Source organism: Glutamicibacter sp. ZJUTW (assembly GCF_008370855.1).
In the GTDB taxonomy this organism is placed as follows: Bacteria; Actinomycetota; Actinomycetes; order Actinomycetales; family Micrococcaceae; genus Glutamicibacter; species Glutamicibacter nicotianae.
Genome location: NZ_CP043624.1, coordinates 1,787,659 through 1,809,325 on the forward strand (window position 1 = coordinate 1,787,659; position 21,667 = coordinate 1,809,325).

Sequence of the window (21,667 nt, forward strand, 5' to 3'; positions counted from 1 at the left end):
CAGCAGGAAATTTTCCATACAGCCTTGTATCTGGAGGTGAGTCTCGTGCTTGTCGACGCGGATACAAGGATTCCTGGAGCCTGTCGCTCTAAATTGCCAGCTTCTCCCCTGTCTCCCTGGCTCTGGATTCACCACGTGCGCGAGATAGCACACGAGGTCATTGTCGGGCCAGCTTCGCAGTAGCTGAACGAGCTTAAAGCTGTACGGCCCCGATTGTGAAAATCGAGGCCGTACCAGAGTGATGAGGGGCTTGCCCGCCCAACGCTCTAGAGCATGCGCTCCAGATCCTTGTTGATGGAACGTGCCCAGAACGGACCCTCGTAGAGGAATGCAGTGTAGCCCTGCACCAAGTCCGCGCCCGCGTCCAGGCGTTCCTTCACATCCGTGGCATTTTCCACGCCGCCGACGGAAATCAACGCCATTTCGGCAGGAACCAATGAACGCAGCTGGCGAAGAACCTCAAGCGATCGCTGCTTGAGCGGAGCCCCTGATAGTCCGCCGGCACCAATTTCTTCAACTTTGGCGGCATCGCTATTCAAGTTCTCACGACCGATAGTCGTGTTGGTGGCAATGATGCCATCGAGTTCAAGTTCGATGGCCAAGCGCGCGACATCGGCAACGTCCTCATCGCTCAAGTCGGGAGCGATCTTAACCAGCAGCGGGATGTGCCGGCCTGCAACCTTGTCAGCCAGCTGGCCAACTTCCGAAAGCAGCGGGCGAAGAGAATCGACGCTCTGCAGCAGGCGAAGTCCTGGGGTGTTCGGGCTTGAAACGTTCACCACCAGGTAATCCGCGTGGATCGCCAGCTGGCGAGTGGACGACAGGTAATCCGCGACCGCATCCTCCAACTCCACGACCTTGGTCTTGCCGATATTCACGCCAATCACCGGACGGGTTCCAGCGTAATCAGACTTGAGCTCCTGGCGGGCACCGGCGACGCGGGCAGCCACGCGCTCGGCACCTTCATTGTTGAAGCCCATGCGGTTGATAACCGCGCGGTCGTCAACCAGACGGAAAAGCCTTGGTTGCGGATTGCCGGGCTGGGCCTGTCCGGTAACCGTTCCGATTTCAACATGGCCGAAACCTATGTCGCTCAACGCCAAGATGCCGGTGGCTCCCTTGTCGAAACCGGCAGCCAATCCAAATGGCGATGGGAAGTCGATACCCATGACGGTGCGATTCAGTTTGGGTGCCGGGGCGAAGAATTTGCGTGCTGCCTTGGTGAGCCCTGCACGTTGCGCAATCTTGATCGCGTTGAAGGCAAAATGGTGAGCCTGTTCAGGATCCATCTTGGTGAAGACGTGCTTGAAGACCAGTGGGTATATGCGCATAGACCCATTTTCCCGCGAAGAGGCCGAAACAGACAACTTGAGGTGGGTAGTATTCAAGATATGAAGCACTTCGTCGTCCCAGAAAGCAGCAACTGGCCCGACTTCATGTCTTCCACCTGCCCGGGGCAATGGGTTGAAGATCCGCTGGGGCCCGATTTCGAGCACCAAACCCTGGATTTCGGAACCGATGCCGAAGGCCCGGCGGTGGCAACGCTGATTCGGTACCGCCCGGCAGGATTCCGGCAACGTCTCGGGCGCAAGGCGCAGGGAATCGTGCTGAGCGTGCACGGCTGGAGCGACTATTTCTACAACCGTGAACTGGCTGTTTTCTGGCATCACCACGGATACCACTTCTACGCACTGGATCTGCGCAGGCATGGTCGCAGCTTGAGAGCAGAACATGCCTTGCCCGGATACGTTGACGACTTGGCGGAATTCGACGAAGAGCTTGAAGCGACTTTGGAACTGCTGCGCAAGGAGCATCCGGGCCTGCCAGTAGTGGCCCAAGGGCACTCGACCGGCGGACTGATTCTTAGCTTATGGATTGCCCGCCGGCAACCAGAGATCAAGGCTCTGGTGCTGAATGCTCCATGGCTCGAATTCCAGGGAACAGCCTTCTTGCGCATTCCCATTCATGGCCTGATGGAAGCGATCACCCGCACGAATCCGCGCCGGAAGCTCAGCGGGCCAGAATTCGACCATTACTGGCAATCACTGAGTACCGACAGCCACGGCCAGTGGGATGTTCATCGACTGTGGCGGCCAAGAGTCGCTTTTCCGAATACCGCGGGATGGCTGAAAACGATCTTCGATGGCCATGCACTAGTAGCCAAAGGGCTGAAACTCCAGCAGCCGATCTTCGTGCTCACCTCGGACCGGACCCACATCGGCACGACCTACTCCCCCGATATGCAGCATTGCGATTCGGTACTGGACGTTCAGCAGACTCGCCTGCGGGCGATGAAGCTGGGAAGTTTCGTCACCCTGTCCGAAATTCCCGGAGCAATGCACGATGTGTTCACCTCCGCTGAACCGGCCAGAGCCGCGGCGTATCGCGACTTGAGCCTTTGGCTGCGGATGGTGGGCACAGCGCGCTGAACGTCCTACCCCTGGGGCTTGTCGACGGCTCCGCCGTAGCGGCGATCGCGCTTTGCGTATTCTTCCACCGCGGCATACAGCGTCCGCCGGTCGACATCCGGCCACAACTGGTCCAGGAAGACCATCTCCGCGTAGGCCGACTGCCACAGCAGGAAGTTGCTGGTGCGCTGCTCGCCACTGGTCCGCAGGAAGAGATCCACATCTGGGAGTTCTGGCGCATGCAGGTACTTGGCAATGGTCTTTTCGCCAACGGAACTGGCGCGAAGCTTGCCGGCAGCGACATCTTGGGCAATTTGGCTGACTGCGTCGCCAAGTTCTGCCCGACCGCCATAGTTCACGCACATGGTCAGCTGGCATCCCAAGTTGTCCTTGGTCAGCTCTTCGGCTTCTTTGAGCTCGTTGATCACTGACTTCCAGAGCTTGGGCTCCCGGCCCGACCAGCGAATGCGCACGCCCCAAGAATTCAACGTATCGCGTTGGCGGCGCAGGACATCACGCGAAAAGCCCATCAGGAAGCGGACTTCCTCTGGGCTGCGCTTCCAGTTTTCCGTAGAGAACGCATAGACCGAAACATATTTGACACCCAACTCCACGGCGCCTGCCATCACATCGAGCAGCGCGGCTTCGCCTGCACGATGCCCCTCGGTACGCGGCAGTCCGCGCTGGTTGGCCCACCGCCCATTGCCGTCCATGACAATCGCCACGTGCTCAGGGATGAGCTCCTGGGGAATGGCCGGCACCTGTGGATTCTCCGGGTGCGCAAAGGGAGCAACGGGGCCTCGGCGGCCGGTGATCTTTGGAAGCTTCTTCAATTTCTCTCCACAAGACGTAGGGAATTCACTGCACGCTCTAGGTGCCATTGCAAGTAATTGGCCACGATATCTGCTGCCTGCTTGCGCGCACGGGGTCCTGCCTGTGCCACGGTGGACCAGTCCCCCTCCAATAGGGCCTGCAGATATTCGATGGTGATGGGGTGCGGGGATAATGACCCGGAAGGGCGGCATTCGGGGCAAACCACGCCGCCAAGCTGGACGTGCAGTGCTTGATGCGGGCCAGGCTTGCCGCAGCGCACGCAATTGGTGAATGACGGTGCCCAACCAGCGACCGACAGCGCCCGCAGAATATAGGAATCGAGCACGGCCCCGGAATCGACCCTCTGCTTGGAGAGCAGCGCGATCGCACCGTGGAAGAGCTGATATTGCTGGAGCGTTGAATCGCTGTCCGTCTCGAGCAGCCTTTCGGCGATCTCCGACATGGCGTTGGCCACCGTATAGCTCGGGTAATCCATGACCAGCAGCTGGCCGTAGGGGTTGCGCAGCTGGGCCTGCGAGACGATATCGAGGTTCCGGCCCATCACCAGCAGGGCATTGACTTCCATGAAAGGTTCCAGCGTTGCGCCCATCCTCGACGAGGTCCGGCGTACGCCCTTGGCCACGGCACGGACAATTCCGTTGGGGGTCAGCAGCGTGATGATCCGGTCGGCTTCACCCAGCTTATGGGTGCGCAAGACCAGACCACGGGTGTGGTAGCTCTTGGAAGCGAAACCTGATCTGGACACAGACAGTATTCTCCCACTTCAACTGCCAAAGTTCTGAATCGCTTGAATACCAGAAGTTCCGATTCGCCGGCGGACATGGCAGTTGCACGAGCAAACCGGCATCTACCGGGCCCGAATCCAAAGGGTTCGAGGCACTCCTCGACTTGAACCGGGCAGAAAGGCCGAGAATGCCGTGCAGGACTAAACGCCACGGCCAGCTGAGTGGGCTGGCCGTGGCGTTTTGCTGGCGGCAGGTTCTGCAGGCTGCCTACTTGCTGTCGCGGATTGCGCGGTTGACCGCAGAGACCACGGCCTTCAGCGCCGCGATGTTGGTATTGGTGTCCAGGCCGATGCCCCAGAGGATGCGGTCGCCCACGGCGCATTCGACGAAGGCCGCGGCGCGGGCGTTGCCGCCTTCGCTCATGGCATGCTCGGAGTAGTCCAGCACGCGCAGATCCACGCCATCGTCGTTGAGCAGCTTGACCAGTGCGGAGACCGGACCGTTGCCCTGGGCGCTGCGCTCATGGGCCACGCCGTCGATGATCAGCTTGGTATCCAGGCGGAAGCTGCCATCCTCTGCCGAAGCCGCGGTGGCCGAAGCGATCTGGTAGTAGCCCCACGAGTTCATTCCCGAATCCTCGCTGACCGGCAGGTACTCGTCCTGGAAGACATCCCAGATATGCTGCGAGGAGATCTCGCCGCCCTCGGTATCCGTCTTGCGCTGGATGACGCCGGAGAACTCGATCTGCGCGCGGCGCGGCAGATCCAAGTTGTAGTCGTTCTTCAGCAAGTAGGCCACGCCGCCCTTGCCGGATTGCGAATTGACCCGGATCACTGCTTCGTAGGAGCGGCCGATATCCTTCGGATCGACCGGCAGGTACGGAACAGCCCAGACCAGGTCATTGATGTCCTTGCCTTCAGCCGAAGCCTTGGCTTCCATCGCTTCCAGGCCCTTCTTGATCGCATCCTGGTGCGAGCCGGAGAAGGCGGTGAAGACCAGGTCGCCGCCATATGGGCTGCGCTCGGGCACTGGCAGCTGGTTGCAGTACTCGACGGTGCGGCGGATGTGGTCCATGTCGGAGAAGTCGATCTGCGGGTCCACGCCCTGGCCGAACATGTTCATGCCCAGGGTCACCAGGTCCACGTTGCCGGTGCGTTCGCCGTTGCCGAACAGGCAGCCTTCGATGCGGTCCGCGCCGGCCAGGTAGCCCAGCTCCGCGGCGGCCACGCCGGTGCCGCGGTCATTGTGCGGGTGCAGCGAGAGGATGATCGAGTCGCGGTTGGCCAGATTGCGGTGCATCCACTCGATCGAGTCGGCGTACACGTTCGGGGTGGCCATTTCCACGGTGGCCGGCAGGTTCAGGATCATCTTGTTCTCCGGGCTGGCTTCCAGCACTTCGGCGACCGCCTCGGAGATGCGCTTGGCGAATTCCAGCTCGGTGCCGGTGTAGGACTCCGGCGAGTATTCGTAGGTGATCTTGGTGCCGCTCAGCTGCTCTTCGTACTTCTTGCACAGCCGCGCGCCGTTGACGGCGATGTCCACGATGCCGTCCTCGTCCTGGCGGAAGACGACCTCGCGCTGCAGGATCGAGGTGGAGTTGTACAGGTGCACGATGGCCTGCTTGGCGCCTTCCAGTGCCTGGTAGGTGCGCTCGATCAGGTGTTCGCGCGACTGGGTGAGCACCTGGATGGTGACGTCCTCCGGGATGCGGTTCTGCTCGATGAGCTGGCGCACGAAGTCGAAGTCGGTCTGCGAGGCCGATGGGAAGCCGACCTCGATCTCCTTGAAGCCCATCTGCACCAGCAGGTCGAACATCTTGTGCTTGCGTTCGGGGCTCATCGGGTCGATCAGCGCCTGGTTGCCGTCGCGCAGGTCGACCGCGCACCAGCGCGGGGCCTTGGTGATGTACTTGTCAGGCCAGGTGCGATCGGGCAGATTGACCTCGATCTGGTCCTGGAATGGAACATACTTGTGGATTGGCATGTTCGAAGATTTCTGCATGTTCTGCATTTCTTTGGGTCCCCTAGACAAAAATAGTGCTTACTTTGTGGGGCCAGACAAGAGCTACTCCGCGACGAGGGGTCGGCCTGTAGACCACTAGCGGTCCTTTGGATCCTCGCAGCGGCTGAGTAGTAGTAGAAGCTCGAAATGCACGAGATGAGCATAGCACCACGCTGTGCAGGCAGGTGAAACTTGTGTCACCTCCGTGTCACATATTGGACAGGCCGTTGGTGCGTGGCGGTGGACAGGATGATGGCGCCGGCGAAGAATGGGTTCCACCACACCACACGCCAAAGGAGGTTGGTTGATGAGGGCGATTATCGTTGGCGCTGGAATCGCCGGACTGGTCGCGGCCAGGCAATTGGGCTTGGCCGGCTGGGAGGTGCTGGTGCTTGAGCGATCGGATGCGCCGCGTCCCGACGGCTACATGATGGACTTCTTCGGTCCGGGCATTGAAGCGTCCGAGCGCATCGGACTGCTGCCCTATCTCGCCGAGGCCGCCTACCGCGTGCAGGCCGCGCAATATGTGGATCCTCGGGGCAAGCCGACAGCGTCGCTGGATTATTCGAAGTTCTCCGAACTCGCCGGCGGCAGGGTGCTCACCTTGCTGCGCCCGGACATGGAAGCGGCCGCGCGAGCCGCGCTCCAGGATGCCGATCCGTCGCGGGTCCAGCTGCGCTACGGGGTTCATATCGACCAGCTGGACATCCATGGCCAGCGGGCCCAGATCCGCATCAAGGGGCAGAACCAGCCGGAGCTTGCGGATCTGCTGGTCGGGGCCGACGGCATCCATTCAACGGTCCGGGCAAGGTTCTTCGGTCCGGAAGGGGCGTTCCTGCGCCCCTTGGGAATGCGGGCGGCAGCCTTCATCATCCGGGATCCCGAGCTGAACCGGCGCTTCAAGAACCGCTTCGTGCTCACCGATACGGTTGACCGCACCGCGGGAATCTATGGGCTGCGCAGCGACGAGGTGGCATCTTTCCTGGTCTATCGCCATGAACACGGGGCGCCCCTCGGGCCGGCCCGCGATCGGCTGCGCAGCATTTTCGCCGGTTGCGGCGCGCAGGTCGACCGGCTGCTGATGCAATGCCCGGATGACCCCTATGACGATGCCGTCGCGCAGGTAGTGATGGATTCCTGGCATGCCGGCCCGGTGGTGCTGATCGGGGATGCGGCGGCCTCGGTCTCGCTGCTGGCCGGCCAGGGCGGGGCGATGGCCGTGTGCGCCGCGGCCGCCCTGGGCGATGCGGTGGGCAGTGCCACCGAACCGGGGCAGTTGCCGCCCGCCCTCGCACGGTATGAGAAGGCGATGCGGCCGAAGATCGACACGGCCCAGGCTTCGGGGCGGCGTGCGGCCAACAGCTTCCTGCCGCGCAACCAGCTGGCCCTGCGGATGCGGAGAATCATTATCAATTCCACGCGTCTGCCCGGCGTGGATCGGCTGGTGGCCCGCCAGATCGTCAACCGCCTGGCCAAGTAGGAGGCTGCCTATCCAGCGCGTCCCCAAGACCGGCGCGGTCCTGGGGACGAAGTTGGGCGTTGGCCCGGTGCGGCGGCGCGCGGCCTAGAAGCCCAGGCGCCCGAGCTGCTTCGGGTCGCGCTGCCAATCCTTGGCGACCTTCACATGCAGGTCAAGGTAGACCTTGGTGCCCAGCAGCTTCTCGATGCCGCGGCGGGCATTGGTTCCGACCTCGCGCAGCCGCGAACCGCCACGGCCGATGATGATGGCCTTCTGGCTGGAGCGCTCGACGAACAGCGAAACGTGGATGTCGATCAGCGGGTTGTTTTCGCTGCGGCCCTCGCGCGGCACCATTTCCTCGACGACCACTGCCAGCGAGTGCGGCAATTCGTCGCGCACGCCTTCCAGCGCGGCTTCGCGGATCAGCTCGGAAACCATCTTGGCTTCCGGCTCGTCGGTCAGCTCGCCATCCGGGTACAGCGGCGGGCCTGCCGGCAGGTGCTCGACCAGCACATTGGCCACCTCTTCGACCTGGAACTCCTTGACCGCGGAGACTGGCACGATCGCGGCGAACCCCTGTTCGCCGAAGTTCTGCGTGCCCATTTCGGCGACGGCGATCAGCTGCTGCGCGAGCTGCTCGCGGTCCACCAGGTCGGCCTTGGTGACCAGCGCGATGATCGGCTTGCGCTGCAGCTGCGCCAGCTGCGTGGCGATGTAGCGGTCGCCCGGGCCGATCTTCTCGTTGGCCGGGATGCAGAAGCCGATCGCGTCCACCTCGGAGAGGGTCTCGGCGACCAGGTCGTTCAGGCGCTGGCCGAGCAGGGTGCGCGGACGGTGCAGGCCGGGGGTGTCGACCAGGATCAGCTGCGCGTCCTCGCGGTGCACGATGCCGCGGATGGTGTGGCGGGTCGTCTGCGGCTTGGCGGAGGTGATGGCCACCTTCTGGCCCACCAGCGCGTTGGTCAGCGTGGACTTGCCGGCGTTCGGGCGGCCTACGAAGGAGGTGAAGCCGGAGCGGAAGCCCTCGGGCCATCCGCTGGAGGCGAGCAGGTTCTGGTTTTCACTCATCTGAGGAATCCTCGTCGTTCTCAATATGGTCGGATGCGTCTGTTTCCAGGCGCTCTACATGGATTTTGCCGATACGGTTGCGGCGGCCGGCGAGGGCCACCACGGTCAGGCGCAGGCCGTGCACATCAGCGGTGGAACCGAGTACCGGCACCGATTCCAGGGCCTTGGAGAGCAGGCCGGCGACGGTATCGACGTCCTCTTCCTCGATGTGCATGCCGAAGTGGTCGGCCACATCGTCAATGGATGCGGCGGCCACGGCGAAGATCGAACCGTCGGGGTTCTCGATCAGTTCGGCCCGGGAACGATCATACTCGTCGTCGATCTCGCCCACGATTTCCTCGAGCAGGTCCTCGAGGGTCACCAGGCCTGCGGTGCCGCCGTATTCGTCGATGACGACTGCCAGGTGGATGGACTCCTGCTGCAGTTCCTGCATCAGCTCTGCCGCGGACTTCGATTCGGGAACGAAGCGGACCTTGCGCGCCAGGTCGGCCAGGGACTGCGCCTGCTGCAGGCCGTGGATCTCGCGGATCAGGTCCTTGAGGTAGATGATCCCCTGGATGTCATCGGTATCCTCGCCGATCAGCGGGATGCGGGAGAAGCCGGAGGCGATGAACAGGTCCATGGCGCTGTGGAATGAATGATCAGCATCCAGCACCACCATGTCGGTGCGCGGCACCATCACCGAGCGGACGCTGGTCTCCTCCAGGTCGATCACCGAGGAGATCAGTTCGGCCGATTCCTCGTCCAGATCCTCGCCTTCGGAGGCGCGATCCACCAGATCGCGCAGGCGTTCCTTGCCCAGGTAGCCTTCGCCGTCCGCGCCGCCGGGGCTCAGCGCCTTGGCGATGGATGCCAGCCAGTTGGTGACCGGACCCAGGACCAAGCGCAGGAAGCGAACCAGGGTGGCCGTGGACTGAACGACCGTCTGCGCGTTGGAGCGCCCATAGCGCCGCGGGGACACGCTGACCAGGACGAAGCCCAGGGCAGCCATGGCAATCGTCGAGATCATGCCGATCAGCCACACATTCTCGATCCACTGCGAAACGAGCAGGGCCACGGCGACCGCCGAAGCGGTCTCGAACCAGATGCGCCAGAACTTCACCGCCTGGGCATGGCTTTCCGCCTCATCCAGGATCGCGGAAAGCGCCTTGGAGTTCGATTCGGCGCGCAGGCGTTCGGCCGCGTGCCGGGATAACGCATAGAAGGCCGAGTCGACCGCGGTCAGCACGGCCGAGAAGGCCATGAAAACCAGGGCCAGGACCAGCAAGACGATTTCCACCGGGCTATTCCACCGTTTCCTTCGGTGCTGGGCGGCCAGTGTAGGACTCCAGCAGCTTGCGCTGCAGTGCGAACATCTCTTCCTTTTCTGCTGGTTCCATGTGGTCGAAGCCCATCAGGTGCAGCAGGCCGTGGGTGGTCAGCAGCAGGATCTCGTCGTGCGTGCTGTGCCCGCCGGCCTTGGCCTGCGCTTCGGCGACCGAAGGGCAGATCACGATGTCGCCAAGGATGCCGTTCTCCCCTGGCGCGCCGGCGGTGCCGGGACGCAGCTCATCCATCGGGAAGCTCATTACGTCGGTAGGGCCTTCGAGATCCATCCACTCGACATGCAGGGCGCTCATGGCGTCCTCGTCGATGAAAACGATGGACACTTCGGTTTCCGGGTGCAGGAACATGGCCCGCATCACCGATTCGGCCAAGGCGTTGACGTCCTTGAGGTCGACGTCGTACTCGGTTTCGTTATTTACTTCGATGCTCATTTGCTGCGGCGTCCCCGGTTGTGTTCTTTGCGTCGAGTGTCATCCCAACGGTCGTATGCTGTGACGATGTCGGCAATCAGGCGGTGGCGCACCACATCCGAAGAGTCGAGCCGGCAGATGCTGATGTCGTCGATGCCGTCGAGGACATCGCTGGCCATGCGCAACCCGGAGGTGGCATTGTTCGGCAGATCCACCTGGGTGACATCGCCGGTCACTACCATCTTCGAGCCGAACCCCAGGCGGGTGAGGAACATCTTCATCTGCTCGGTGGTGGTGTTCTGCGCTTCGTCCAGGATCACGAAGGCGTCATTGAGCGTACGGCCGCGCATATAGGCCAGCGGTGCAACCTCAATGGTTCCGGCTTCCAGCAGCTGCGGAATGGTTTCCGGATTGACCATGTCGTGCAGGGCGTCGTAGAGCGGACGCAGGTACGGGTCGATCTTCTCGGTCAACGAGCCGGGCAAGAAGCCCAGCTTCTCCCCCGCCTCAACCGCAGGACGGGTCAGGATGATGCGGTTGACCTGCTTGTCCTGTAGGGCGGCGACGGCCATGGCCATGGCCAGGAAGGTCTTTCCGGTGCCGGCCGGGCCGATGCCGAAGGTGATGGTCGAATCCTCGATGGCGTCGACATAGCTCTTCTGGTTCACGGTCTTGGGCCGGATGGAGCGTCCGCGTCCCGAGAGGATCTTCAACCCCAGGACGTCGGTGGGCGCATCTGGGTTGCCGGCGCTAAGCATCTTGATGATCTGCTCGATGGTTTCGGCGCTCATGCGCGAGCCGCGGGTAGCCAGCGCACGCGCTTCCTCGGTGACGCGCTGGGCCTTGCGGACTTGCTGCGGGTCGCCGACCAGGGCCAGGGCTTGGCCGTTGGGGCGGAAGCTGACCTGCGGGTAGGCTCCGGAGAGGATCCGCAATAGCTCGTCATTGGGGCCCAGCGTGGCAATCATGAGCTCAGCCGTATCAAAACTGATGGTGAGCGATGCGGATCCGTTCTCCGTTGTCGCTTTATTCTGTTCAACCTGCATGCAGTGCGCGGCGCCCCTTTGCGAGCTTCGTAGTGTTCGAGAATTGTTGTGCTTGCCATTCTATCGAGTCGCAGGCCAATCCGGAGAAAATTCAGGTCTCAGCGTAAGCAGGAATACCTGAAAGTACTCTTGAATGTGGCTAATAAGAGCATGTGGCGAACATATAGATTTGGTTACGGATTAGTAAGTTGGGCCATTTTTAGCCAGTTAGCCGCCTCGAATATGGCAAGCTTGAGAGCGGTTCCGCAACTGCCGCGGACCGAAACAGCAATAAATCACCACGGATTGGTTCGCAGTGCAATCAAGGATCTTGCGGAAGATTCCACGTCGATTCGGCGTTTTGGGAATCACTGCCGCTCTCGTCGTCGCCGCAGGCTGCGGTTTGACGAATCGCGAGAGCTCCTATGAGATGCCTTCGACCCCCGCGGCCGCATCGCTGAACCTGCCGAGCGCCACCGACGCTGGCGAGGATGTCGGCATGGCCGCCAGCCTGCCGGTCTACTGGCTGGAAAACACGGACACCGGCGTGTACCTGTACCGCGAATACATCCAGGACACCCGCCATCAGGAACCCATTGGCGATGCGATCTGGACGCTGCTCACGGCAGACCCGATGAAGCCGAAGCGCTATACCCACCTGAAGCCAACCGATGAAATCGGCGTTTCCATCAGCAACGCGAATGTCATCACGTTGGATCTTCCGGCCAAGGTGTTCAGCGCCCGCCTGGATCAGGGACTTTCCGAACGGGCCATCCAGCAGCTCGTGTTCACCGCCACGGCAGCCGCCGCCAACTCTGGCCTGGTTGTCGGCGACACCGCCCCAACGGTCCGCATCCTGGTGGACGGACAAGCCAACGCAACGGTCTTCGACGGCTTCCGGCTCAAGGATGTCTACGCACGCGATGCCGAGTTCATTGCACCGATCTGGATTATTGATCCGCAATTCGGCGCAACCTTGAAAAGCGGCTCGATCAAGATCAATGGCCGAACCACGCAGTTCGACATCGGCACCTTCTACTCCCTGCAGCGCAAGGACGCCGACGGCAAGCTCACGGTGATCACCGCCCAGAAGCAGGTCAATCCCGGACAGATCAAGGACGACGGTTCCTTCACCCTGACCACCGATCTGCGTGCAGGATCCTACCGGCTGACTTTCTGGGGACTTGAAACTGGATCAGAGCATCTGGCCGGCAAGGTCATCAGCGACTTCCGCGTCGAGTAGCGTACCGCCACTGTTGCCGGCCGGTTCCCGGTTTCCTGCAACGGCCTGACGTGGTTGCAAAAGACCTCGAAAGGCAACGATCCCTGTCCCGCGAACAGCAACTAATGGCGCGATAGCGCCGAATTTTCCCGCTTCAGGCTGCCCGCGAAACTGACTTCACAACCATGGGATGCGCTGCGGCGAACGAAGATCCTGCGCGTCGAGCCGGATGGCGGTCGCCTGGGCCATGCCAGGTCGAGGTGCAAGAAACTTGTGTGCCCGCGAAAAGCAGAAGTGCTCCGCACAAGCCGAGCGCGCAGGCGCACCCTAGGCTTGCACGGAGCACTTTCGATGCTCGCAAGATTGCATGAAGCTAGATCTCGCCGATCAGATGGCGGATCAAGACCAGCGCCGCCGGACCGGCGGTCGAAGCGCGCAGCACGTGCTGGCCGAGCAGGGCTGCATGCGCACCGGCATCCACGAAGGACTGCAGCTCCGTGTCCGAGATGCCGCCTTCCGGACCGACGATCATGATGACCTCCTGGCCGGCCTGCGCCTCGGCGAGCCACGACTGCACGTGCCGCGCGACCGAATCCACAGCCTGCTCATGCAGGACCAGCACCAGAGCGCCGCGATCGGCATCAGCGGCAATGGCCTTGGCGAGCTCCTTGGAACCCATCGGGTCCAGTACCTCTGGCTCATAGGCGCGGCGCGACTGCTTCTGCGCAGAACGCACCTGGGCACGCCACTTGGCCATGGCCTTCTCGACCTTCGCCGCGTTCCAGCGCACGATCGACCGGTCGGCCTGCCAGGGGCGCACCGCCAGGACTCCGAGCTCGACGGCGGCCTCAACAGCCTGCAGGTCGCGGTCCCCCTTGGACAGGGCCTGGACCAGGGTGACCGGGTGATCGCTGACGGCTTCCTCGGTGCGCCGCAGGACCTTGACGCGCAGCAGATCCTTGGCGGTGGCGACGACCTCCACGGTCAGGCGCAGCCCCTTGCCATCGAGCAGGTCCAGGTGCTCGCCGGCGGCGGCCCGCTTGACGGTGACCGCGTGGTGCGCCTCGGGGCCGTCCAATTCAAGGAAGTCCCCGACCGAGGCATCCTGGCCCTGCTGGGCGTCGATGACGAAGCTGTGGTTGCTCATGGCCTAGCGCTGGTTCAGCTTGTCGCGCAGGCGGGAGAACATGCCGCCGGAATGCTCGACACGGCCGGCCGTCATTTCCTCGCCACGCAGCTTGGCCAGCTGCTCGAGCAGCTCGCGCTGCGCAGAGTCCAGCTTTGTCGGGGTCTCCACCTGCAGGTGCACGATGATGTCCCCGCGCTTGCCTCCGCGCAGGCGCGGCACGCCGAGGCCCGGCAGGGTCACGGTGTCGCCATCCTGGGCGCCCGGCTCGACATTGATGGCCTGCTCACCGTCGAAGGTTTCCAGCTTCAGCTCGCAGCCCAGGGCCGCGGCGGTCATCGGCAGGCTCATCTTGGCGTGCAGGTCGGTGCCGGAGCGTTCGAACACCTTGTGGCGGCGCACGTCGACCTCGACGAACAGGTTGCCGTTCGGGCCGCCGCCCGGGCCGGCCTCGCCCTGGCCGCGCAGCTGGATGCGGGTGCCGGAATCGACGCCTGCAGGAACGTTCAGCGACTTGGAGACATGCTCGCGCACGCGGCCTTCGCCGTTGCACTCCAGGCAGGGGTCCGGGATGGTGGTGCCGAAACCGCGGCAGGCGGCGCAGGTTTCCACGGTCATCATCTGGCCCAGGAAGGAACGCACCGGACGCTGCACCTGGCCTGCGCCATGGCAGATGTCGCAGGTGACCGGGCTGGTGCCCTCGCGGGTGCACGAGCCGTTGCAAGTCTTGCAGGTGACGGCGGTTTCCATCTCCAGCGGGTACACGGTGCCCTTGACCGCGTCCTCCAGGTCGATGGTGATGGTGATCAGCGCGTCGCGGCCCGGCTGGGTGCGCGATGCCGGGCCCTGGGCCTGGCCGCCCCCGAAGAACTGCTCGAAGATGTCGCCGAAGCCGCCAAAGCCCTGGCCGCCGCCGCCGAAGCCCGGGTGGCCGTTGCCGTTCTCATCGCCGGTGGCGTCGTAGTTGGCGCGCTTGGTCTGGTCGGAAAGGACTTCGTAGGCGCGGGTGACCAGCTTGAACTGCTCTGCAGCTTCATCGCTCGGGTTCACATCCGGGTGCAGCTTACGTGCCAGCTTCCGGTAGGCACTCTTGATTTCCTGCGGGGTCGCGTCCTTGGCTACACCCAGGGTCTCGTAATGCGAGCTCACGTTATTCGCCGTGTCCTTTCCTAAGACTCTTAAACTTCATTCGTGCCGGGCTGGCGCCCAGCGAGGCTAGCTAGCCAAAATCTTCGACAGGTACCGTGCCACCGCACGAACCGAGGCCATGGAGGTCGGATAGTTCATCCGGGTGGGGCCCAGGACCCCGAGCTTGTTGCGCACATCAGCGCCATAGGTCGTCGCGACCACTGCTGCATCCGAGAGCTGGCCATAGTGGTGCTCGGTGCCGATCGCCACGGCCACCCCGCGAGAATCGGCTTCCAGCTCGGAGAAGAGCTTGAGCAGCACCACCTGCTCTTCTAGCGCCTCGAGCACCGGGGTGATGCTCAGCGGGAAGTCCCCCTCCACGCGGGCGAGGTTGGCGGTGCCGGCCATGATGATGCGCTGGGCATTGGCTGCTTGGGCCATTTCTTCCAGCGCGCCGATCACATGCTCCACCAACGGGTCGGCCTGCTGTGCCGGGCTGAGCTCCATGCGGCCGAGCCGGCCGGCCAGCTCCGCCAGCTGCACTCCCCCGAAATTATTGAGCAGCCACGACTTCAGCTCGCCCAGCTCGTCATCGCTGTAGGAACGCTTGACCGGCATCATCCGCTGGTCCACCGTGCCGTTGGAGGCGATCATCACCATCAGCACCTGGGTTGGGCCCAAGCCCACCAGTTCGAGGTTCTTCAATGACGCGGTGTCATAGTGCGGCACCTGGATCATCGCCACCTGGTTGGTCAATCGTGCCAGCAGGCGCACGGTGCTCTTGAGCATCTCGTCGAGGTCCGTGGAATTATCCAGGATCTTGTTGATGGCGTCGCGTTCGGCCCGCGACAGCGGCTTCAGTTCGCCGATCTCGTCCACGAAGCGGCGGTAGCCCTTTTCGGTGGGGATGCGTCCGGAGGAAGTATGCGGAGCGGCAATCAGCCCCTCCTCTTCCAGCAAAGCCATGTCATTGCGGATCGTCGCGGCGCTGACGCCGAGGTTGTGGCGGTCGAGGAGCGCTTTGGAACCCACCGGCTCACGGGATTGGACGTAGTCCTCCACGATGGCACGCAAAACGTCCAAGCGTCGTGGCTCCGACATGACAGCACCTCCTTGGATTCCCTGTGCCCGGCTTTGGCACTCTAACCTCTCAAGTGCCAAGTCTAATACGTTCAGCTGTTGCTAGCATTGGATTTCGAGCGTATTCGATCACAGCGAAAGGCAGTACGTGGCTAATTACTCCTGGGGACCACGAGATCTCAGTGCACCGGCACCTCGAAAACTCCGCCAGGTCCCCGTGGAACGTGGCATGATCCTGGAAGATGCCACCTCAGGTTGGGTGGGAGAAGTCATCCGTACCGAAAAGTCCGGCGGCATGCGCGTGATCATGCTCGAAGACCGCCACGGCAAGAGCCGTTCCTTCCAAGCCGGCTTCGGGTTCCTCCTCGAAGGCGAACCGGTGGAAATTGTCGAGCCCGTCGCCAAGGCCGCGGCGCCGAAGAACCTGGTTTCCGCTTCGGGTTCGCGTGCCGTAGCGGGGCTGAAGGCCCGGGAGGCCAGGGCCAGCCGCATCTGGGTTGAAGGCAAGCACGATGCCGAGCTGGTGGAAAAAGTCTGGGGACACGACTTGCGTGTCGAAGGCATTGTCGTCGAACCGCTGCATGGCGTTGACGATCTGGCCGGAGCCATCCGCGACTTCGCCCCGTCGCCGCAGCGTCGTCTGGGAATCCTGGTCGACCACTTGGTCGCTGGCAGCAAGGAATCGCGTATTGTCGCCGAGGCGATGCAGGTTCCCGGTGCCGCCGATAACGTGCTGATCCTCGGCCACCCCTACGTTGACGTGTGGCAGGCGATCAAGCCTGCGACCCTGGGCATCAAGGCGTGGCCGGTCATCCCCAAGGGGGTCGACTGGAAAACCGGAGTGCTCAAGGCCTTTGGCTGGCCGCACGCTACGGCAGAGGATATCGGCATCGGATGGCAACGGCTGCTGTCCACGGTGCAGCATTACGGGCAGCTTGAACCGCAGCTGCTGGGCCGAATAGAAGAATTGATCGATTTTCTCACGACCGAAGATTACGGTTTCCTAACGATTGACTAATAGTTGGAGATTAGTCGGCGAATCTCCCCGTCCGCTCAGCCGCGGTCGCTATGATAAGAGGAACCACACTTAAGCAAGACAAGGATTAATAGTGACATCACGCCAGACGAAGCCATCGGAGAATTCCCGCTTCGAAGGTTCCCAGGCCTCTGCGCTGCCGCTGACTCCTTCAGAAGACCGCCAGTGGGCCACGATGGCCCACTTCGGCGCCATCTTGGGTTGTGTTCCATCGGCAATCGTCTTCGCCGTATTCCGTGACCGCGGCCCATTCACGGCACAGGAATCCAAGGAAGCGTTCAATTTCACGTTCCCGCTGACCATTCTGGCCATCGTGTTCAACGTGCTGATGATCTTGCCGGTGATCGGCTGGCTTTTTGCCGTTCTGGCCGTGGCCCTGTGGGTCTACATGACGGTCTCCGGCGCCCTTGCCGCCATCCAGGCCAACAAGGGACGCCCCTACCGCTATCGATTCAATCTGAGGCTGATGAAGTAGCGCCAGCTACCCAGTCTCAGAAATCAAGCAGTTCACGCACCACGAGGTCGGCCAGGAGCCGGCCTCGCTGCGTTAACACCAAGGTCCCGGAGAATGCTGCCTTGGCATCAATCAGCTCGTCTGCGATCAATCCGGCAATCTTCTTGCGCCCGGTCTCATCGAGCTCGCTGATCTGCATTCCAGAGCTCAAGCGGGTGAGCAGCATGGTGCGTTCCAGCTGCACGGCTTGGGCATCCGGGTACTCGCGGCCATGTCCCGGTGAAATTCCGGCGTCGATCCGCTGCTGATAGGCGGCTGGATGCTTCACATTCCACCAGCGCAGTCCGCCAACGTGCGAATGCGCGCCGGGGCCTGCACCCCACCAGTCGCCGCCCTTCCAGTAGGCGATGTTGTGCTGGCACGCATTGGCCGGGGTCTTGGCCCAATTGCTGACCTCGTACCAGGAGAATCCGGCCGCGGCAAACATCTCATCGGCCATCTGGTACTTTTCGGCATGATCGTCATCGTCGATGTTCGGCACCTGGCCGCGGCGGATCTGGGCCGCGAGCTTGGTGCCCTCCTCGATGATCAGCGCGTAGGCCGAAATATGATCAGGCTCGTAGCTCAGCGCGGCTTCGATGCTGGTGCGCCAATCCTCAAGGCTTTCCCCCGGGGTGCCATAAATCAGATCGACACTGACATCCAGGCCGGCCTCGCGCGCCCAGGCAACCGCTTGCGGAACCCGCTTCGGATCATGGGTGCGCTCCAGCACCTTGAGCACATGCGGCACCGCCGACTGCATGCCGAAGGACACCCGGGTGAAACCGCCATCGGCCAGCTCCTGCAGGCTCTCGCGGGTTACCGAATCAGGGTTGGCCTCGGTGGTGATTTCTGCACCTGGCTTCAGGCCGAATTCGTCGCGGATCCTGCCGAGCACCGAAACCAGGTCGCCGGCGGGCAGCAATGTGGGAGTGCCTCCTCCGAAGAAGACGGTCTCGATTTCGCGATCCGGCTGGCCCGAACGGTCCATCACCTCGCGGGCGAAGCTGATTTCCTTGCTGACGGTGGCAGCGTAGGTCGCTTGGCTGGAGCCGGAGCCCAGCTCCGTGGCGGTGTAGGTGTTGAAATCGCAGTAGCCGCAACGGACGGTGCAAAACGGGATATGCACATAAAAGGACATGGTCCGCTCCTGTGCCTCATGCGCGCATGAGGCAGGGAGCAGACCATCGGCCGGAGCCGGATCGCCGTCAGGCAGAACTGATGGCATTTACTTCTTTTTCGGCTCGTCGGTGGACAGCGCTGCAATGAAGGCCTCTTGCGGGACCTCCACGCGGCCGACCATCTTCATGCGCTTCTTGCCTTCCTTCTGCTTTTCCAGCAGCTTGCGCTTGCGGCTGATGTCGCCGCCGTAGCACTTGGCGAGCACGTCCTTGCGGATGGCGCGGATGTTCTCGCGGGCAATGATGCGCGAACCGATCGCGGCCTGGATCGGCACTTCGAACTGCTGGCGCGGGATCAGCTCGCGCAGCTTCGTGGTCATCATGGTGCCGTAGGCGTAGGCCTTGTCGCGGTGGGTGATCGCGGAGAATGCGTCCACCTGGTCGCCCTGGAGCAGGATGTCGACCTTGACCAGGTCTGCCACCTGCTCGCCGTCGGCCTTCCAGTCCAGCGAAGCGTAGCCGCGGGTCTTGGACTTGAGCTGGTCGAAGAAGTCGAACACGATCTCGGCCAGCGGCAGGTGGTAGCGCATTTCCACGCGGTCCTCGGAGAGGTAGTCCATCCCGCGCATGGTGCCGCGGCGGGACTGGCACAGCTCCATGACCGCACCAATGAATTCGCTCGGCGCCAGGATGGTGGCGGCGACCATCGGCTCATGCACCTCGAGGATCTTCCCATCGGGGAATTCCGAAGGGTTGGTCACCGTCATCATCTGCTTGTCTTCGCCCATGACCTCATACACCACGTTCGGCGCGGTGGAGATCAGGTCCAGGTTGAATTCGGATTCCAGGCGCTGGCGGGTGATTTCCAGGTGCAGCAGGCCCAGGAAGCCCACGCGGAAGCCGAAGCCCAGTGCGACGGACGTTTCCGGCTCGTAGGTCAGTGCGGCATCGTTGAGCTGCAGCTTGTCCAGCGCATCACGCAGTGCCGGGTAGTCGGTCCCGTCCATCGGGTACAGGCCGGAGAAGACCATCGGCTTGGCTTCTTCGTAGCCGCCCAGGGATTCGCTGGCAGGCTTGAGCGAGTTGGTGACGGTATCGCCGACCTTGGACTGGCGCACGTCCTTCACGCCGGTGATCAGGTAGCCTACCTCGCCGACGCCCAGGCCCTTGGTGGGCTCGGGGTTCGGCGAGGATACGCCGATTTCCAGCAGTTCGTGGGTGGTGCCGGTGGACATCATCTGGATCTTCTCGCGAGGAGTGAGCTTGCCGTCGACCACTCGGACGTAGGTGACCACGCCGCGGTAGGTGTCATAGACGGAGTCGAAGATCATCGCACGGGCCGGTGCGTCGGCTTCGCCGACCGGCGGCGGCAGCTGCTTGATGACTTCGTCGAGCAGCGCCTCGACGCCTTCGCCGGTCTTGCCCGAAACCTTCAGCACGTCTTCGGGCTCGCAACCGATCAGGTTGGCGATCTCGGCGGCGTACTTCTCCGGCTGCGCGTTAGGCAGGTCGATCTTGTTCAGCACCGGGATGATCGTCAGATCGCCCTCAATCGCCAGATACAGATTCGCCAGGGTCTGGGCTTCGATGCCCTGGGCGGCGTCGACCAGCAGGATCGCGCCTTCGCAGGCGGCCAGCGAACGCGAGACTTCATAGGTGAAGTCGACGTGCCCCGGGGTATCGATCATGTTCAGCGCGTACGTCGTGCCGTCCTCGGCGGCCCAGGGCATGCGCACGGCCTGGGACTTGATGGTGATGCCGCGTTCGCGCTCGATGTCCATGCGGTCGAGGTACTGGGCCTTCATGTCGCGGGCAGCAACAACGCCGGTCAGCTGCAGCATCCGGTCGGCCAGGGTCGACTTGCCGTGGTCGATATGGGCAATAATGCAGAAATTACGGATGAGCGACGGATCGGTCGCGGCAGGCACCTGGGCGGTGCGGGCCAATGGAGACACCTAAACAGACCTCACTAGCTGACTAAAAGACATAGTTGGATTAGCTTCCATTCTGTCATGATTTCCGCGTCATCACATATTTCGACAGCCTCGAACTGGTAGTTTGTCGTGCATGGCACTGAATTCGCAGAAGATATTTAGCATCGTCATGCGCGTGGTCAAGGAAATCAACAAGATCCGCGCGAATTCGACCGGCAGTTCCCCAGCTCGCAATCGCCCGAACGGTCGGACTCGGAGTGCTAGTGGAGAATCTCCAGCAGCTTCCACCGTGCAGCATGCGCCAAGGGGTGCCGGATACCCGGGCGATTACCGTGGCAAGGTTCACTACGAGTACAACCCGTCCAAGGATGGCAATGCTGATCCAGGCGAGATCGTTTGGACCTGGGTTCCTTATGAAGAAGACTATTCGAGAGGCAAAGATCGACCGGTGCTGATTGTTGGACGCGATAGCGGTTGGCTGCTCGGGCTCATGCTAACCAGCAAGGACCGGAATAATCCGGGTCACCGCGATCGGAATTACATGGATATTGGTACCGGGGACTGGGACCGCGAGCGTCGCCCTAGTGAGGTCAAGCTTGATCGCATCATTAGAGTAGACGAACGGGCTGTTCGCCGCGAAGGCGCCATTCTGGACCGCGAACGCTTCTCGAATGTGGTGAACGCCCTAAACGAACTCGCGTAGGCACTCGTTGCCGGGCTCTGTATCTGATAGAGTTAATCCTTGTGTGTTGCGCAGGTTGGGCAACACGCCCCCTTCGGGTCGCCATAGGTGCCCCACACCGCTCAGTCGATGGCCTGGAGGATGAACCCTCTACCGACCGTATAAAACGATAAACGAGAGAGTTTATTAAAGTGGCTAACATCAAGTCCCAGAAGAAGCGTAACCTGACCAACGAGAAGGCACGTCTGCGTAACGTAGCTGTCCGTTCCGAGGTCAAGACCGTGATCCGCAACGTCAACGAGGCAATCGCCGCCGGCGACAAGGACAAGGCAACCGAGGCGCTGCGCCTGGCTGGCAAGAAGCTCGACAAGGCTGTAAGCAAGGGTGTTCTGCACAAGAACAACGCTGCTAACCGCAAGTCGGCCATCGCCAAGAAGGTTAACGCCCTCTAAGCCGAGCTTAGACTTCATCAACTCCCCCGCGCTCATCGAGTGCGGGGGTTTTGTTTTGCCCAAAACTGCTTTTCGCGGCTTTCCCGGATCAGGGACGCGTGGCAGGCTTCGCGGAAGCGGCCGCAGTGGAGGCGCGC

20 protein-coding genes are annotated in these 21,667 nt (G+C 62.3%); 7 read left to right on the top strand and 13 right to left on the bottom strand.

The features are described from left to right. Positions 1-266: 266 nt before the first annotated feature. Positions 267-1,331 carry a quinone-dependent dihydroorotate dehydrogenase gene (locus tag F0M17_RS08425; RefSeq protein ID WP_073706234.1) on the bottom strand — a complete coding sequence of 355 codons (1,065 nt, stop codon included), beginning with the start codon at positions 1,329-1,331 and terminating at the stop codon, positions 267-269. Here F0M17_RS08425 and F0M17_RS08430 point away from each other — a divergent pair. After that, the gene (locus F0M17_RS08430) at positions 1,302-2,429 is read left to right on the top strand and encodes an alpha/beta hydrolase (protein WP_210416710.1); all 1,128 of its coding nucleotides are present in this window, start codon (positions 1,302-1,304) and stop codon (positions 2,427-2,429) included. The two genes, F0M17_RS08425 and F0M17_RS08430, sit on opposite strands and share 30 nt — an antisense overlap. 5 nt (positions 2,430-2,434) lie before the next feature. Here the strand turns inward: F0M17_RS08430 and F0M17_RS08435 are convergent, their stop codons facing one another. The 3 genes from F0M17_RS08435 to leuA all read right to left on the bottom strand — a co-directional run bounded on the left by F0M17_RS08435 (position 2,435) and on the right by leuA (position 5,977). Continuing rightward, entirely contained in the window at positions 2,435-3,241 is an 807-nt protein-coding gene (locus tag F0M17_RS08435) for an isoprenyl transferase (protein WP_073706233.1), read from the bottom strand. Next, positions 3,238-3,987, bottom strand: coding sequence for a DNA repair protein RecO (recO, locus tag F0M17_RS08440; RefSeq protein WP_066138376.1), 750 nt, complete (start codon positions 3,985-3,987; stop codon positions 3,238-3,240). Before recO ends, F0M17_RS08435 begins: the two co-directional genes overlap by 4 nt. 247 nt (positions 3,988-4,234) lie before the next feature. Further along, positions 4,235-5,977, bottom strand: coding sequence for a 2-isopropylmalate synthase (gene leuA, locus F0M17_RS08445; protein ID WP_149596919.1), 1,743 nt, complete (start codon positions 5,975-5,977; stop codon positions 4,235-4,237). A gap of 298 nt (positions 5,978-6,275) precedes the next feature. On the opposite strand from leuA, the gene F0M17_RS08450 reads away from it, so the two are divergent. Continuing rightward, entirely contained in the window at positions 6,276-7,448 is a 1,173-nt protein-coding gene (locus F0M17_RS08450; protein WP_149596920.1) for an FAD-dependent monooxygenase, read from the top strand. A gap of 84 nt (positions 7,449-7,532) precedes the next feature. Here F0M17_RS08450 and era read toward each other — a convergent pair whose 3' ends face one another. From era to F0M17_RS08470, 4 genes are read right to left on the bottom strand one after another with little or no spacing between them, the layout of a single operon-like run. Beyond that, positions 7,533-8,495 (bottom strand): GTPase Era, encoded by a 963-nt coding sequence (gene era, locus F0M17_RS08455; RefSeq protein WP_066138385.1) that lies wholly within the window; start codon positions 8,493-8,495, stop codon positions 7,533-7,535. Next, on the bottom strand, positions 8,488-9,774 hold the full coding sequence (locus F0M17_RS08460; protein ID WP_038991090.1) for a hemolysin family protein: 1,287 nt from the start codon (positions 9,772-9,774) through the stop codon (positions 8,488-8,490). Before F0M17_RS08460 ends, era begins: the two co-directional genes overlap by 8 nt. A 4-nt stretch (positions 9,775-9,778) precedes the next feature. Then, the gene (ybeY, locus tag F0M17_RS08465) at positions 9,779-10,252 is read right to left on the bottom strand and encodes an rRNA maturation RNase YbeY (RefSeq protein WP_038991091.1); all 474 of its coding nucleotides are present in this window, start codon (positions 10,250-10,252) and stop codon (positions 9,779-9,781) included. Then, the gene (locus tag F0M17_RS08470) at positions 10,249-11,277 is read right to left on the bottom strand and encodes a PhoH family protein (protein ID WP_149596921.1); all 1,029 of its coding nucleotides are present in this window, start codon (positions 11,275-11,277) and stop codon (positions 10,249-10,251) included. The genes ybeY and F0M17_RS08470 overlap by 4 nt, the downstream gene beginning before the upstream one ends. 310 nt (positions 11,278-11,587) lie before the next feature. On the opposite strand from F0M17_RS08470, the gene F0M17_RS08475 reads away from it, so the two are divergent. Beyond that, the gene (locus F0M17_RS08475; protein ID WP_141355314.1) at positions 11,588-12,499 is read left to right on the top strand and encodes a GerMN domain-containing protein; all 912 of its coding nucleotides are present in this window, start codon (positions 11,588-11,590) and stop codon (positions 12,497-12,499) included. A gap of 352 nt (positions 12,500-12,851) precedes the next feature. Here F0M17_RS08475 and F0M17_RS08480 read toward each other — a convergent pair whose 3' ends face one another. The 3 genes from F0M17_RS08480 to hrcA all read right to left on the bottom strand — a co-directional run bounded on the left by F0M17_RS08480 (position 12,852) and on the right by hrcA (position 15,833). Further along, positions 12,852-13,625, bottom strand: a complete 774-nt coding sequence (locus F0M17_RS08480) for a 16S rRNA (uracil(1498)-N(3))-methyltransferase (protein WP_149596923.1) — start codon at positions 13,623-13,625, stop codon at positions 12,852-12,854. Positions 13,626-13,628: 3 nt separating this feature from the next. Next, positions 13,629-14,753, bottom strand: coding sequence for a molecular chaperone DnaJ (gene dnaJ / locus F0M17_RS08485; RefSeq protein ID WP_038991094.1), 1,125 nt, complete (start codon positions 14,751-14,753; stop codon positions 13,629-13,631). Between the two features lie 66 nt (positions 14,754-14,819). Continuing rightward, complete coding sequence (gene hrcA / locus F0M17_RS08490; protein ID WP_073706226.1) at positions 14,820-15,833, bottom strand: heat-inducible transcriptional repressor HrcA; 1,014 nt, start codon at positions 15,831-15,833, stop codon at positions 14,820-14,822. A 127-nt stretch (positions 15,834-15,960) separates the two neighbouring features. Between hrcA and F0M17_RS08495 the strand changes: the two genes are divergently transcribed. Both F0M17_RS08495 and F0M17_RS08500 read left to right on the top strand, forming a co-directional pair. After that, positions 15,961-16,830: a DUF3097 domain-containing protein gene (locus tag F0M17_RS08495; RefSeq protein ID WP_073706225.1), complete on the top strand. Its 870-nt coding sequence runs from the start codon at positions 15,961-15,963 to the stop codon at positions 16,828-16,830. Between the two features lie 91 nt (positions 16,831-16,921). Next, positions 16,922-17,323, top strand: a complete 402-nt coding sequence (locus tag F0M17_RS08500; protein WP_073706224.1) for a DUF4870 domain-containing protein — start codon at positions 16,922-16,924, stop codon at positions 17,321-17,323. Positions 17,324-17,339: 16 nt separating this feature from the next. On the opposite strand, the gene hemW is transcribed toward F0M17_RS08500, so the two are convergent. Both hemW and lepA read right to left on the bottom strand, forming a co-directional pair. Continuing rightward, entirely contained in the window at positions 17,340-18,569 is a 1,230-nt protein-coding gene (gene hemW / locus F0M17_RS08505) for a radical SAM family heme chaperone HemW (RefSeq protein WP_038991099.1), read from the bottom strand. Continuing rightward, positions 18,570-20,417: a translation elongation factor 4 gene (gene lepA / locus F0M17_RS08510; protein WP_038991100.1), complete on the bottom strand. Its 1,848-nt coding sequence runs from the start codon at positions 20,415-20,417 to the stop codon at positions 18,570-18,572. It lies immediately after the preceding gene. A gap of 112 nt (positions 20,418-20,529) precedes the next feature. On the opposite strand from lepA, the gene F0M17_RS08515 reads away from it, so the two are divergent. Both F0M17_RS08515 and rpsT read left to right on the top strand, forming a co-directional pair. Then, positions 20,530-21,099: a type II toxin-antitoxin system PemK/MazF family toxin gene (locus F0M17_RS08515; RefSeq protein WP_073706222.1), complete on the top strand. Its 570-nt coding sequence runs from the start codon at positions 20,530-20,532 to the stop codon at positions 21,097-21,099. A 170-nt stretch (positions 21,100-21,269) separates the two neighbouring features. Next, on the top strand, positions 21,270-21,530 hold the full coding sequence (gene rpsT, locus F0M17_RS08520; RefSeq protein ID WP_038991103.1) for a 30S ribosomal protein S20: 261 nt from the start codon (positions 21,270-21,272) through the stop codon (positions 21,528-21,530). Positions 21,531-21,667 lie beyond the last annotated feature (137 nt).